At 43.7% G+C, this 14,002-nt stretch carries 12 protein-coding genes; 6 read left to right on the forward strand and 6 right to left on the reverse strand.

The window, feature by feature from the left end; genetic code table 11:
• Nucleotides 1–195: 195 nt before the first annotated feature.
• Nucleotides 196–2,364, reverse strand: a complete 2,169-nt coding sequence (locus QE357_RS20040) for a tetratricopeptide repeat protein (RefSeq protein ID WP_309711221.1) — start codon at nt 2,362–2,364, stop codon at nt 196–198.
• A gap of 106 nt (nt 2,365–2,470) precedes the next feature.
• Between QE357_RS20040 and QE357_RS20045 the strand changes: the two genes are divergently transcribed.
• From QE357_RS20045 to atpH, 5 genes are all read left to right on the forward strand, one after another.
• Entirely contained in the window at nt 2,471–2,680 is a 210-nt protein-coding gene (locus QE357_RS20045; RefSeq protein WP_106637054.1) for an AtpZ/AtpI family protein, read from the forward strand.
• 465 nt (nt 2,681–3,145) lie between these two features.
• Nucleotides 3,146–4,210, forward strand: coding sequence for a F0F1 ATP synthase subunit A (gene atpB, locus QE357_RS20050; protein ID WP_309711225.1), 1,065 nt, complete (start codon nt 3,146–3,148; stop codon nt 4,208–4,210).
• A gap of 82 nt (nt 4,211–4,292) precedes the next feature.
• A complete protein-coding gene (atpE, locus tag QE357_RS20055; RefSeq protein WP_106637057.1) occupies nt 4,293–4,550 on the forward strand; it encodes an ATP synthase F0 subunit C in 258 nt (85 codons plus the stop codon).
• A 169-nt stretch (nt 4,551–4,719) separates the two neighbouring features.
• Nucleotides 4,720–5,214: a F0F1 ATP synthase subunit B gene (gene atpF / locus QE357_RS20060; RefSeq protein WP_106637058.1), complete on the forward strand. Its 495-nt coding sequence runs from the start codon at nt 4,720–4,722 to the stop codon at nt 5,212–5,214.
• Between the two features lie 55 nt (nt 5,215–5,269).
• Nucleotides 5,270–5,809, forward strand: a complete 540-nt coding sequence (gene atpH, locus QE357_RS20065; RefSeq protein ID WP_307141547.1) for an ATP synthase F1 subunit delta — start codon at nt 5,270–5,272, stop codon at nt 5,807–5,809.
• Nucleotides 5,810–5,900: 91 nt separating this feature from the next.
• On the opposite strand, the gene QE357_RS20070 is transcribed toward atpH, so the two are convergent.
• Nucleotides 5,901–6,347 carry a transcription elongation factor gene (locus QE357_RS20070; protein WP_307141548.1) on the reverse strand — a complete coding sequence of 149 codons (447 nt, stop codon included), beginning with the start codon at nt 6,345–6,347 and terminating at the stop codon, nt 5,901–5,903.
• A 70-nt stretch (nt 6,348–6,417) separates the two neighbouring features.
• Nucleotides 6,418–8,175: a phospho-sugar mutase gene (locus tag QE357_RS20075; RefSeq protein ID WP_309711230.1), complete on the reverse strand. Its 1,758-nt coding sequence runs from the start codon at nt 8,173–8,175 to the stop codon at nt 6,418–6,420.
• 412 nt (nt 8,176–8,587) lie between these two features.
• On the opposite strand from QE357_RS20075, the gene QE357_RS20080 reads away from it, so the two are divergent.
• Entirely contained in the window at nt 8,588–9,541 is a 954-nt protein-coding gene (locus QE357_RS20080; protein WP_106637061.1) for a hypothetical protein, read from the forward strand.
• 101 nt (nt 9,542–9,642) lie between these two features.
• Here the strand turns inward: QE357_RS20080 and QE357_RS20085 are convergent, their stop codons facing one another.
• The 3 genes from QE357_RS20085 to QE357_RS20095 all read right to left on the reverse strand — a co-directional run bounded on the left by QE357_RS20085 (nt 9,643) and on the right by QE357_RS20095 (nt 13,978).
• Nucleotides 9,643–11,364, reverse strand: coding sequence for a D-alanine--D-alanine ligase (locus QE357_RS20085; RefSeq protein WP_309711234.1), 1,722 nt, complete (start codon nt 11,362–11,364; stop codon nt 9,643–9,645).
• Nucleotides 11,365–11,560: 196 nt separating this feature from the next.
• Complete coding sequence (locus QE357_RS20090) at nt 11,561–12,187, reverse strand: T9SS type A sorting domain-containing protein (RefSeq protein WP_106637062.1); 627 nt, start codon at nt 12,185–12,187, stop codon at nt 11,561–11,563.
• Between the two features lie 177 nt (nt 12,188–12,364).
• Nucleotides 12,365–13,978: an OstA-like protein gene (locus QE357_RS20095; protein ID WP_157830360.1), complete on the reverse strand. Its 1,614-nt coding sequence runs from the start codon at nt 13,976–13,978 to the stop codon at nt 12,365–12,367.
• Nucleotides 13,979–14,002 lie beyond the last annotated feature (24 nt).

Consider the following 14,002-nt stretch of genomic DNA (forward strand, 5'->3'; position numbering starts at 1 on the left):
AAAAAATAGAGTAAGCACAGAAGATAAGGAGGCATAACGCTCATAGGTAGAACTGTTTTGTTTACAAAAACAAAACTCTATTCTCAGAACAAGCCATCCTTTTACAAATGTTAAAAAATCAATAGAGAAGCATACCTTTTAGGTAAATCCTTTTCACGAAACAACGTCGAGATGATACCAGTAATCTATTTTAGCTTATTTACCCTTGGCAGCTGTTAACATCTCTTTCGCCATATTAACCAAGTTACTCGAAGGATAATTATCAATGAAAACCGTCAGAGCTTTTCGATAGGCCTCGGCATTTTCGGTTTTAGCTACCAGCATAGTTTTCAACAGAGCAAATTTATCTTCGAGTGCATTGCCGGCATATTGCTTTAATCCCTGCTCGGTCTGCGTGAGAGCATTGGCATATTCTCCCTTCTGATACGCTTCGTAAGCTTGGGCGTACAGGTTCTGAGCGGCGGCTTCTGCTCCGGCTGTCAGGGGCGTTAAGCTGCTGCGATTGATGAGTCTGACGTAATAGGATTCAGGAAACTTCTGGAACAAGCGGTTTTTGAATTCATTCTGGCGGGGTGTCCCTTCGCTAGCCAGGTAAGATAAATACAGGGTTTCGGCTTCGTATTGCGTAGCTGGAAAAAGGGCTAGTAATTTTTCAAACGTGGCAATGGCTTTGTCGTTTTCTCCCAACCCAAGTCGGTAAATTTTTCCTAATTCATAATACGCGTACTCCTGCTTTTTCTTCGATTCTACCAACGCATCCGGCCCAAACGGAATCGTCTTCTTGAGCGTTTCTACTTCCTGTTGCAGCGGAGAAAGCTTTACCTCCGTCACATTACCTGACCCAGACTGAGTACTGTTGGCATTGCGGGCCGCAGCCACCGCTTCGGGGTTTAAAGACGTTTCCTTGGTTGCCCTTCGCCAGTTATCCTCCAGCGTACGCGTCCCCCACTTTTCCTGAAATTCCTGCCGACCGCGTTGTACCGAAGCTGGATTATAGAAATACCAGGCATTCGACGCCTGCACATTATCCGGCTGCATCCCCGAAGAAGCCAGAATCTGCTCCTGCTGAGCCCGAGCAGCTTTTTCTTCGGCGATCTGTTTTTCGCGGGCTTCTTTCTCTTTTTTCTGCTTTACGTACGTTTCCAGATATTTATCCAACTGAGTCGGATTCATAGCCGCCAATCGCTGTAAACTATCTTCGGTTTTTATGACTTTCCAATGCTCTACAAAAGCGTCAAGCACTTTCTTTTTCTCCGTGATTTGAGCCAGGTTAGGCAGGCTCCGCGGATTCAATGCAATTGTACTGTCATAATACATTTTAGCTGCTTCGTATTCCTGCAAAGGCTCATAGCTCAAATCCGCAATTCGTAGATAAATAGCAGAAAGCTGCTCAGGCCGCTCTGTGGCTCTGGAGGCGGCCTGCTTGTAAAAAGGCAAAGCCTCGCGAATGCGACCCCGGCGTTCTTCAAATGAGCCCATAGCGAAGTAAATCTGATCTTGTAAATCAGCATTCTTACGATCTTTAAGCATCTTGTTAAAGCTTACTTTGGGATCGGTATTGGGCTCATTGAGCAACGCGTTCAGGCGGGCATAAAAAGAAAGATCATAGTTCGGACGGCTTCTCTGAACCGAAGCGTATTTCTCGAGAGCTTTTTCGGGCTTAGAAGTTAATTCGTAAAGTTGTCCGAGAGCGTAATACACCCGGGCTTTCTTTTCGTTTTTCTTCATTAACGGAAGGCTTTCTTCCAAAATGGCCGCTGCAATGGCGTATTCCCGATTAAGCTCATGCAGGTAAGCTTTCGTTAAGTAATACGTCAGGGTTTGTTCCTTGGATAAGGGTAAATTCCGCACTACCTCAGCTACTCGCAGAGCCGAGCGGTATTCATCCTGCTCGGTATAGGCTCGCATCAATCCAATCAAAGCATCCGGTCGGGCATTCGACTCGGGATAATTCGTATTAACGTACTTAAAGGTTTCGATGGCATTTTTAAAATCTCCCTGAAGCAGGCGGGCTTTCCCCAGCAACACGTAGGCATCGGGCAAATATTTAGCATTCTGGTGACGCTCGGCTACCAGAGAAGACTTTTTAATAATTGCCGTTAAATCTTTTTCTACCTGTTTGGTTTCCATCGAATCGATGGGCATTAACACAGGTAATAGAATGGCATAGTTATCCTGACGATTAGCAAAAAGCGTTTTTTCGGCTTCTCCCATTATTTCCCGAGCCTGCAATAAGGCATTATACTTGGAAGTAACATTATGGAAAGCCACATTTGCCGGAGCCGTTGAGTGTTGCGTGCAGCTAAACAGACCAGTCAGAAGAAAAAGGGCAATAAAAGAATATCGATACAAGGGAGTTGGCATGGAAATAATTACATCGATTCTAAAACGTAGGGGCTGGCTTATTTTTTATGCCAAGTTCGTAAATTCTTACCAAATATGAATTCAAAACCTTTTTACCTTAACACCTATGGCAGGCCAGGATCCCCAATCTAATCCCTACATTCGCTACACGGGTATTGCCATGCAGATGCTGGTTACCATCGGCGTAGGCGTGTTTTTAGGCCTTAAACTCGACGAGTGGATGGAAACCAAAACACCCTGGTTTACCATTGGCTGTTCGTTATTTTTCATTATGGCCGCTCTAATTTCTTTGATCCGTAGTTTACCTAAAACCTAGCACGCAGGGAGGTTCTCCTGCATCTACGTCCTTATTTCGTTCCTACCTTTACAGCCTGATCTATTAAGAATAGCTGATATGTGGCGGTTAATTATCCCTATCATTCTCGTAGGAATTGTATTTTTTCTAGCTCCAGTGCTAGGCCTCCAGTCTTGGATTCATCCGCAAAGCTGGGAAATGTTAGCCTTCTTTGGGGGCCTCGGATTTTTAAACCATCGGCTGGTGGAAAGGGGCATGGCCCAAAACGGCGACAAGTTCGTTACTTTTTACATGGCGAGCATGGTTTTACGGCTTGTATTGAGTTTTGTATTCCTGATAGTCTACTTTTTTCTAGGCACGCTTGCTATCAAGCACTTCATAATTCAATTTTTTGTACTCTATTTATTTTTCACAGGTTTTGAAATTGCCGGAGTGTATAGTAACTTGCGGCACTTTTCGGAGAAAAAGCCCTGAAATCCAGACGTGATGAGCCGCAATCGTTCGTATAAAGCACTTGCTATCAGTATTCTAACTCTAGTATTTTCCGTTTTTAGCTCGCCAGCTACTTTTGCTCAACATGAGCACGAAGGGCATGCGGAAGCCACCCATAGCCATGGAGAAGCGGAAGAATTTAATCCTGGTCAAACTATTCTTCATCACGTAGCCGATGAACACCAGTGGCATTTAGCAACTATTGGCGAATCGCACCTGGCTATTCCTCTACCTGTGATCCTGTATACGCCAACCCGGGGGGTTCATGTATACTCTTCAAAGGAATTCTATCACGGGTCAGGTGAGCATGATGGATTTACTTTACATCACGAACATTTCACATCAGAGGATGAATCTACCGTTTATGATTTTTCCATTACCAAGAACGTAGCTTCTCTGATCATTAGTGTCATTCTTTTAATTACGATTTTCTTTGCCGTTCGCAATGGTTACGCGAAACGTCAGGGTAAAGCTCCCAAAGGAATTCAGTCTGCGATGGAGCCTTTCGTCATCTTTATTCGTGACGAAGTAGCAAAGAATTATATTGGTGAAAAACATTACCGCCGCTTCCTTCCTTACCTGCTGACGGTATTCTTCTTCATCTGGATTAACAACCTGCTTGGCCTGCTTCCAGGAGCAGCTAACGTAACAGGTAACATCGCCGTTACGTTGACCCTCGCCGTTTTAACGTTCATCATTGTGAACTTCAACGGTCGCAAAACCTACTGGACGCACATTTTTGCCATGCCTGGTGTACCCAAATGGATGCTTATTGTGATGACTCCCGTAGAGATCGTGGGTATGATGATGAAGCCTTTCTCATTGATGGTTCGTCTTTTTGCCAACGTTACGGCAGGTCACATTATCCTCTTGAGCTTACTGAGCTTGATCTTTATTTTCAAGTCAGCTGCTTTAAGTGTGATTGTAGGTCCTTTCACCGTGTTTATGACGATGATTGAGCTTTTAGTAGCCGTACTTCAGGCCTACATCTTCACCGTGTTAACCGCTAGTTACATCGGAGCTGCCGTGGAAGAACATCACCACGACGATCATCATTAATCTTTGAATTTGTACCCAAGGGCTGATTTGGCCTGAGGCTTTTTATACATTTTTTGTTTCACTCTTATAATTACAAACAGTCATGTTGACTATTCTCTTACAAGCTGCTCAAGAAGGTGGACTTTCATTAGCTTACTTAGGTGCTGCTATCGGTGCTGGTCTGGTTGCTATTGGAGCAGGTCTGGGTATCGGTCGTATCGGTGGTACGGCTATGGAAGCAATCGCTCGTCAGCCAGAAGCATCTGGTAAAGTTCAGGGTGCGATGTTGATCGTAGCTGCCTTCGTGGAAGCCGTTGCTCTGTTCGGTGCAGTAATCTGTCTGCTTGTTGCCGTAAAATAAGTTACGCTTCAAGTACGAACGTACGTAGAGTTATTAGGTATCAGGTCTGGCTTGCATTAGGTGACCAGACCTGGTATCAATCTTAGTGAAACAAGAAAGAGAATATTAAAACGCAGGGTTAGTATTAACCTGGTTTTCAATTTCCAACACCCAAATAGTTCCCACTAACATGGACTTAATTACCCCAAGTCTTGGTCTTATTTTCTGGCAGTTAGTATTCTTTCTGCTGTTAGTATTTGTACTGGGTAAGTACGCCTGGAGACCTATTTTATCAAGTCTGAGTGAGCGTGAAAAATCAATCGAGGATGCTATTGAATTAGCAAAAAACACTCGTAATGAAATGGCTCAGCTTAAGGCTGACAACGATAGAGCCAAAGCAGATGCTTTGATTGAGCGGGATGCCATCCTCAAACAAGCTCGTCAAACGGCAGAAAAAATGATCGCGACTGCTAAAAACGAAGCCGCTCAGGAAGCCAAAGCTGAAATTGAGAAAGCTCGTAAAGCATTCCGTGAAGAACAGGCTGCTGCCGTTTCTAAGCTGAAAAATGAAACAGCTAAAATTGCCGTTGAAATTGCTGAGAAAGTACTTCGTCGTGAATTATCCGACAAAAATGCTCAGGAAGCTTTAGTAAACGATTGGCTCCAAGACGCAAAACTGAACTAATTCCGCACGGCGAAAACGAGCTCCAATGCTTGTGTTCGCAAATATGCATCCCACTATGTCTGAACAAAGCGTAGCGTTTCGATATGCAAAGTCATTGATCGGGCTTGCTCAGGAAAAAGCAGTACTGGATACGGTTTATAACGATATGCAGTTGTTTGCAGAAACCTGCCAGCAAAACCGTTCGCTTGCTCTTACGCTGAAAAGCCCTATCGTTAAGCACTGGAAGAAACTGGAAATCTTAAAAGCCCTGTTCGAAGCACGGGTGAATCCGATTACTTTCAGCATTTTTGAAATTATTACTAAGAAAAACCGTGAAGCCCTGCTGCCTGCGGTTGCCAAAGAATTTAATCGGCAATACCAGCAGCTCAAAGGCATCGAGGTAGCCCATATTACGACGGCTTCTGCCCTGACTGAAACGCAACGTAGCGAATTTAAAGCAATGATTGCCAAACAGACGGGTAAGAGTATCGAGCTGTCGGAGACCGTAGATCCTCAACTCATCGGGGGTTATTTACTGCGGGTAGGAGATAATCAGATTGATAATTCCATTAAGAGTCGTCTGAACTATTTGAAAGTTCAGTTCGCTCAAGATTAGTTTAGTATAGAGTATCCCTTTTATTTCTGATTTTTTACCTGTTTGCATACAGTTAGAAAAAACCCACCAGATTGGCGGGTTTTTTTTGTGCCTAACTTACACTGGTAATCTGATAGGTTTTCCGATTAAAGAAAAAGGTATCTCCTACTCGTTTGTGAAGTAACTGATTTCCAATGGGAGATCCGGGTGAGATCACGAATACTTTAGTCTCCTCTATCTCCAAAGCTCCTATACTAATGGCAATGAAAAACCATTCGTCATTCGCCTGAATCAAAGCTCCCAATTCTCCTTTCTGGCAGGGCATGGCTAACTCCTTGCGTTCGAGTTGTAAACGCTCCTGACGCAGTAACTCGTATTGCTGAGCGTATCGATCGCGTTCGTTTTGAGCCATGGCCCGGCCCGTTTCGTATTTATCGCCAGCAGAGCTTTTACTCTCTTCATTAGCCGAAGCCTGAGCCGCCTGCATGGCGTTCCAGGCAATGCTTACTTTTTCGTCAACGATAGCTTTGAGCCGCTCCAGCAAAAATTCTTTAGTCATACATTCATTCATAAAAGAAGGGCTGATGAACACTCACCAGCCCTTGTGCTAAGATAAAATCGGAAGCCGATTATTTCAAGCCCAGATCTTCCTGAATCTGTTTTACTTTCGCTTTTAAGGCATCGTAAGTAGCGTTGAAATCTTCTGCCTTCTCCAGAGGAGCATTTACCGATACGTAGAATTTAATTTTAGGTTCGGTGCCCGAAGGACGAGCGGATACCTTCGAACCATCCGCCAGAATCAGTTGAATTACGTTTGACTTCTCGATACCCATCTCGGCAGGAATCGACGTTTGCTGACCCGTTGCCACATCCTTTGAAACCAGATTTTGGTAATCCAGAATCGTGACAGGCTTCGAACCAGCTACTTCCGCAGGTGGGTTATTACGCATGTCGCTCATCATTCGCTGAATCTCTTCGGCTCCTTCTTTGCCTTTTTTCGTCAGTGAAATCAGTCCTTCGTAATAGAAACCGTTTTCCATGTACATCTCTGTAAGCATATCAAACAGACTCTGGCCGTTATCTTTGGCATAGGCCGTTAGCTCCGCAATCATGGCACAGGAGGCAATCGCATCTTTGTCGCGAACAGCGTCACCAATCAGATAACCATAACTTTCTTCCCCACCACCAATGAACTGCTCTTTACCTTCCAGATCGCGAATAACACCCGCAATGTATTTGAAGCCTGTGAGGGTATTGTAACAATTTACCCCGTAACTATCACACATTTTATCGATCAGATCCGTCGTTACAATAGTTTTGGCGACGAATTCTTTTCCGGTTAATTTACCGGCTTCCTTCCAGGCTCTCAACAGATAGAAGATAATCAGACTGGCCATCTGGTTACCGTTTAAAAGCTGCCATTCGCCATCGGCATTCTTTACGGCAGAACCCACGCGGTCGGCATCGGGGTCTGTTGCCATTACTAAATCTGCATCAATTTCTTTGGCCTGATTCATCGCCAGCGTCATCGCCTCGGTTTCTTCCGGGTTCGGGTAAACTACCGTTGGGAAGTTACCATCGGGCGTAGCCTGTTTTTCAACGATGGTTACATTGGTAAAGCCAATTTTCTCCAGAGCTTTTGGTACCAGCGTAATTCCAGTTCCGTGAATTGGAGTGTAGACAATTTTCAGGTCTTTCTGACGCTCAATAACCGCGGGATTAACCACGTTCTTGGTAATCACCTGCTCCAGGTATTTGGCATCCACCTCTTCGCCAATGCTTTCAATCAGATCAGGGTTTCCTTCAAAGTTGATGTCATCAATTGACTGAATGGCATTTACTTCGGTAATGATATTTTTATCGTGTGGAGCTACTACCTGAGCTCCATCGTTCCAGTAAGCTTTATAACCGTTGTATTCTTTAGGGTTATGCGAAGCGGTGATCACTACGCCACTCTGACAACCCAGCAGACGAATTGTGAAGGAAAGCTCAGGAGTAGGACGCAGTTCACTAAACAGATATACCTTGATACCATTGGCAGAGAAAATGTCAGCCGCTACTTGAGCAAACTCGGGTGACATGTTGCGGCTATCGTGAGCGATGGCCACTTTAATCTCCTGATTGGGAAAGCTTTTCTTTAAATAATTGGCCAGACCCTGCGTAGCAGCTCCTACTGTATAGCGGTTCATGCGATTAGAACCTACGCCGATTAATCCGCGAAGACCGCCCGTACCAAACTCCAGCTCTTTATAGAAAGCATCGGTCAATTCTGTGTCATTTCCCTCATCAATCAGCTTTTGAACAGCTGACTTTGTTGTTTCATCATAATTTCCTGAAACCCAATTTTGTACTTTCTGGCGGATAATTGCGTCGAGACCGGTTGACATAATATGTTATGAATTGTTAGTAAATATTAGATTGAAGCTATGATTTTATAAAAAGGTCTGCAATTATAAGAAGTGGATTCAAATGACAAACCATTCCTTGCCTTTTATTCCATTTTTATATCTTTTCTTAAGTTTTGGCTCAAATCCAGGAAAAGTGAATTTGAACATTTTATCTAAAAAATTTAAAACTTATAAATCCACACATCCTTAAAATCTCGTTAATATGATTTGAGAACCAATTACAAATCAACCCCTTACCATAACTAAGGACGGTCTGAAAATGTTAAGTGAATTTTTCATTCAGCCAGGGCCAGTTAGTAACCGGATCATTAACTCAATTCTAATTATTATTCTTCTTTAGTGGTAACTCACTTTCTTGTGTAACCCTTTATCCAGTTAATAATTGATTATTATGGAAACTACGAATCAAAACAAACAATCAAGTGGAATTTGGGGAGCTGCGTTTGCAGTAATGCTTGCCATCTCTGGTGTACTAGGCTTCTTGCTCTTCCAAGAAAAATCGGAAACGGATAAGCAATCCACTGAAATCAGTGTGAAAGCCCGGGACTTAGCTATTACCCACAGCCGACTCGACTCGATTTCTCGGGAGTTAGACGCCAAAATTGCTCAGGTTCAGCAATTAGGTGGTAACATCGAAGAGCTGCAAAAGTTAAAAGCACAATTAGAAGCAGATAAATCTTCTTTGTTGAAGTCTAAAAATGTATCCATTGCCAAGTACACTAAGAAAATTAAAGAATACGAAGCTATCCTGACCCAGAAAGACGAAGAAATTGCTCGTTTACAAGAAGAAAATGGTCAGTTGAATACGCAGAACCAACAGTTAACCCAGGAAAACACAACGATCCGTACCGACTTGGACAATACGCGGCGTTCCTATAGTGACTCGGTAAGTAATTTGCGTACTTCTAACCAGGAACTGGCTGATAAAGTAACCATTGGTTCAGCTCTGCGTGCGGAAGGCGTTCGGGTACTGGCTGTAAATAAAAGAGGTAAAACGCGTGAAAACGATGACAACGAGTATAAAGGTAGAAGAGTAGATAAAATCAAAGTAGCCTTTACGCTGGCTCCTAACCCTTTAACGAAAGAAGAATCGAAAGACATCATGCTTCGCGTGGTTGATCCTCAGGGTGCCGTATTATCAGATACCGAAACGGGTTCAGGCATCTTCTCTTTCCAGGGTCGTGACATGCAATACACCTATAAGCAGTCCGTGCAGTTCAACAATAACCGTCCTCAGGTAGAAATGCTGTACACTCGCGGTCAAGAGTACAAAAAAGGTAAATATAACGTAGAACTTTACGCCGAAGGGTTCAAAATTGGCCAGGGCGAGTTCGTAGTACGTTAATAGAATAAAGACTAGTTTAGTTTAGTAATTATCATAGCTGTAATAAAAAAGAACCGCTCCTATTAGGGCGGTTCTTTTTTTGCTGTATTAATGAATGAATTTTATTGATAGGCAATGACTTCTGGAACAGAATCGCCCGTAATAAAGCGGGTAACTTCCAGAGCATTTTCCCGGCAAGCGGCAATGAGCGGATGCAAAGGTTCAGTAAGAGAAGCATTCAAATCCACGATACCGGGCTTAGCCATATAGGCTGCATTGATTACTACCTCGCCTAACGCTGGGTGCTTATACACCAACAGAGGTCGCCATTCGGCTGAGGCTGTCAGGACATTGTAAAGTTTTTTAGCAATTTCATAGGATTCATCCGTCGCTTCAAAGGCTATTAATTTTGTGGGTCGACTGGCTAAATGAGCCGTACGATCCTTGATAAGAGCATCGAGTTTGGCTAATTCTTTGCGGTAAATACCAGTGAACTTACCCGTGCGAATGCGTTCGCGTAAGGAGAATCGAATGAAATAAGTCAGCGAGTCCGTTACATTCAAGCCAATTTCTGCCATTTGTTTGAAAATAAACGAAGACGGTGACATGCCAGGTAAGGTATTAGGATCGTGCAAAAGCACTTCTCCCTCCGGGCTTAAGAACCCATCAATGCGGGCACAGGCTCCGAAAGCAAACAAACGGAACGTTTCCTTTACGTACGCGTGGACTTTTTCATTATTCTCTAAGCTCGTACGGATTGGAATTCCTTTACGAACTACTGAGGTTAAATACTTGGTTTTAAAGTCAAAAACAATGTCCTCATCATCTTTGATGACTTCGGAAGGAGGTAAAGCCAGCGGTTTTCCGTCAAAGTCCTGAATAACCCCACAACTAAATTCCTGGCCTTTCACGAAGCTTTCGAATAAGACGGCATCTTCCGAATGAATCGAACTGAGCTGAACGGGTTCGTATTGCTCGGCGAAACGGGTGTCTAATTCTTCCCAAAGCTCAGCAGGGTGCTTACAAAGTTTTTCTTCGTTGATAAACAAAGGAAAAGCAATTCCCTCATCCAGATTAGTGATTTGCTGTAATAACGCTCCTTTTTCTTCGTAAGAAAGCGTCACCCATTCCTGAGGGGTAATCGTTTTCTGGAAGAAGCTTTGAAGCACACCCGCTTCAAATGCCTTTATATCGTCGGTTTTAACGAAGGATACCCCAATGGATGAGCCCTGATGGGGAGCTTTACAAACAAAAGGTAATCCTACCCGAGCTTTTACCTGTTCGAATAATACTTCTTTATCAAAGCGATCCCATTCGCTTTTACTCAACGAAAAGAGGCGTTTAGGCAAACCGACCGTTCGTTGAATGAGCTCGTTCTGAGCGATTTTATCAATACCAATGCCCGATCCCATAAGGCCGGAACCGTAATAAGGAATACCGTACCATTCCAGTAAACCCTGAATGGCTCCATCTTCCAGTTGCGGGCCGTGCACCGCCAGAAAAGCAAAGTCAAAATAGGCCCTAAACTCATGGGGTAACAGACGCTTACCCACGCTGGCAATCATCGCCTCTTCCTGATCAGGACTTAAGCTCAGCGACTCTTCGTAGACCCGGAAAGGATATTTGTCTGAAGAAACAAAGGCCTGAGGAGGGTAAAAATCGCGGATGGACGCCGATTCCATGTACGCCGGATCGATCAGGATAAAGTTACCACGTCCGTCAATAAAGACGGGGATAGGCTCAAAGAGGTAGCGATCCAGACCCGTATAAGTCGTTTTACCTCCCAGAAAAGAAATCTCCCGTTCACGAGCCGGGCCGCCGAAGAATATACCAACTTTAAACAAGAGCGTAAGCTTTTAAATATGTACAAAACCAAAACCGTCCTTTGACTTTCGAATTTACAGTGCACAGCATAGATTGTCACGAGCTTAACGATGATATTCTTATAAATACCATAAAATATCCCCCATACGCAAAATCCCGAAGTAATGCTATTGAGCATACTTCGGGATTTTGTCGTATAAGCAGACTAAAGGAAATCTATTGATGCCTAACCAGTAACTTCTTTGTAATTAGGGTTTTACCCTCTAAGGACAATTGATAAAAGTAAATATTGTTGGGTAAATGACTGGTTGAAATGCGTTGTTTACGCTCGCCAGGTTCTAATACCACCCCTCCCATTTGCATGCCTAGGGGGCTATACAGCGTAATTTTTGCTTCTCCTGCATTAGCTGCTACGGCATATTCTACTTCGATATGATCGTTCGCAGGATTGGGATAAGGGTTGGAAACGCTGATTTTATCGTTAACAAACAGTTTCTCTGACGAAGAAGATTCGTCAAAATCGCGGGAGCTTTCAGAAGCGACAACCGCTAGCGGAGCCAGGGGTTGTTCCGTTTTAGAAGAACCGTTAGACTTAGGTCGATTCCGTAAAAGCGTCCGGTAATACTCATTGACAGCCGTCGAGCGATTTGGTCTTACTTCGCGGGCAATTTCTGCCTTTGGGTAAAAATAAGGATTAATCTGCGTCGAGGCGGTCGTTGATTTTGCTTTAGGCTTAATATCTAATCGACTGCGTTTAGGCTCTCCCTGGGCATAGGTGCTAATCGGATTCCCTAACAGGAAAACGATTAAAAGTCCGTACAGAAAGAGTAAAGTGTGTTTCATAAATCATCTAAACTACTAAAGCTACCAAATGCCTAAGCAAATGTAGCTATATTATATTGATAGCCAAGTTTTTAACATGTATTAACAAAAGTAACCTTAGGCATTACTACTTGTTTTGAAATCGTTTGCAGAAAAAGATATACCAAAGCTTTTCTGTGAACAATTCCCCAAATTTTCTCATTTTTTCGTCGAAGCCGTCGTCGGTACTTTCTTCGTACTCACAGGATTAGCAGGTGGAGTAACCGTTTTTTTAACCCGTTTAACCATGTCTCGGGTCGGTCGATCTTTCTCTCGCCAGTTAAAACCATCCAGCTCCCGGTTCTCACTGGTTACTTCTTTTGGGGGATGTAAAACCCCATCTGGCGTTCCCAGGAAAGCGATGCGTTTAACCTGTCCTTCTTTAAAATGTAATCGCATCCGCCCTGATTGGACATAATTCATGCCAATGGGTTTATTATCATCTTTCTTGGCGAAGTAAATACTTTCTCCGTTCCCCTCCACCAGCGTATGATCGAGCTCCGATTTGGCATTAAAATAGGCCGTTATTCGCCTGCCTTTTACCTGATTAAATTGCATCAGCGTATCTCGGGCAATGATAAAAGCCCGGCGTTTGAGATACATCGTCCGCATCTTATTATCCACCAGTCTCACCAGAATGGTATCAGCTTCCGACTGATTCTGACCATTCCAGAGAATGGGCTTCTTAAAGAAAGAAATCAGTGAATCCGCCATATTATAAATCAATGAATCACATTTGGCCTGCAAATCCCGCCTGAATACCAAGACATTTCGATCCGCAATCAAACGACGAGTCGTGTCTTTTACACCCCTGATTTCCTGTGAAATCAAGGTATCCGCCGAGAGTAACAACGTGTCCTTGGAAAAGAATTTACGCAATAGAGCTTCTCCGTACACCCGGGAAATGCCCGTTTTGCCAAAATACCTTCCGATTTGCCCCGTCAAAATCGCACTATCTTTTTTAGCAATCATCACCACGTTTCCCCGGGCGATACCGATCTGAGTAATCGGATCGTAAAACAGACTGTCTCCGGTGAGTTCGTTATTAGGCATTCGCACCGTTGAACGCCCCCTAAAATTCGATATTCGTGTATTTAAGTTATAAGAACCCGAACTCGTAAAAAGGGTATCGTTTTCCGCCTGCGATTTTTTCTTTTTTGAAATAATCTTCGTCGGAGCAATGAAATAGGCGTCTTTGGAAAGGGTACTGTACCTTAGGGAATCAGCAAACAGGTCCGTTTCAGGACTAATCATTTTTACGTTTTTCTTAAAGAGTGACAGCTTCGTCAACGTATTGTAATAACCTTCCTTACTCGTCAGCGTACTGGTTTTATCCACCAGCGTACCGCCCGTATTATAACTGGCAATGCGGGTGTTCATGTCATAATCCAGCTTGCGGGTTTTTAGCGTAGCCGTTTTATCGTTGAGCGTAACGACACGCCCCAGCATTTTCGATTGACGGGTATTACCAAAATACATGGCCGTATCTCCGGTAAGGGTCAAACTGTCCCCCTGAATAATTCTTACATTTCCGTAGGCTTCTACTACGTTAATGAGATCGTTCTTCTTAGCTAGATTACAAAGCAAAACGATATTACCCTGCCGCATCCGCACATTGCCACGTAGAAAGGTGTTACCCGCCGTCTGATCCACCCATAGTGTATCCGAATAATCGACGTCAACAATTTTTCCTGTTGGAGCAGGGTTTTGAGCGGCTCCTAAAAAAGGAAGACCGAGTAATAAGCCGAGAATATATATTTGCCAGTATTTCATTGCTTTGGCAAAATTAACTATTCC

Source organism: Siphonobacter sp. SORGH_AS_0500, from assembly GCF_031453245.1.
Taxonomy (GTDB): Bacteria; Bacteroidota; Bacteroidia; order Cytophagales; family Spirosomataceae; genus Siphonobacter.

Excerpts from the sequence above, each read along its gene's own strand:
- QE357_RS20090 (WP_106637062.1), bottom strand. The coding sequence starts at position 12,187 with ATGAAACACACTTTACTCTTTCTGTACGGACTTTTAATCGTTTTCCTG.
- atpH (WP_307141547.1), top strand. The coding sequence starts at position 5,270 with ATGTCTGAACAAAGCGTAGCGTTTCGATATGCAAAGTCATTGATCGGG.
- QE357_RS20095 (WP_157830360.1), bottom strand. The coding sequence starts at position 13,978 with ATGAAATACTGGCAAATATATATTCTCGGCTTATTACTCGGTCTTCCT.
- atpB (WP_309711225.1), top strand. The coding sequence starts at position 3,146 with ATGAGCCGCAATCGTTCGTATAAAGCACTTGCTATCAGTATTCTAACT.
- QE357_RS20070 (WP_307141548.1), bottom strand. The coding sequence starts at position 6,347 with ATGACTAAAGAATTTTTGCTGGAGCGGCTCAAAGCTATCGTTGACGAA.
- atpF (WP_106637058.1), top strand. The coding sequence starts at position 4,720 with ATGGACTTAATTACCCCAAGTCTTGGTCTTATTTTCTGGCAGTTAGTA.
- QE357_RS20040 (WP_309711221.1), bottom strand. The coding sequence starts at position 2,364 with ATGCCAACTCCCTTGTATCGATATTCTTTTATTGCCCTTTTTCTTCTG.
- QE357_RS20045 (WP_106637054.1), top strand. The coding sequence starts at position 2,471 with ATGGCAGGCCAGGATCCCCAATCTAATCCCTACATTCGCTACACGGGT.
- QE357_RS20075 (WP_309711230.1), bottom strand. The coding sequence starts at position 8,175 with ATGTCAACCGGTCTCGACGCAATTATCCGCCAGAAAGTACAAAATTGG.
- atpE (WP_106637057.1), top strand. The coding sequence starts at position 4,293 with ATGTTGACTATTCTCTTACAAGCTGCTCAAGAAGGTGGACTTTCATTA.
- QE357_RS20080 (WP_106637061.1), top strand. The coding sequence starts at position 8,588 with ATGGAAACTACGAATCAAAACAAACAATCAAGTGGAATTTGGGGAGCT.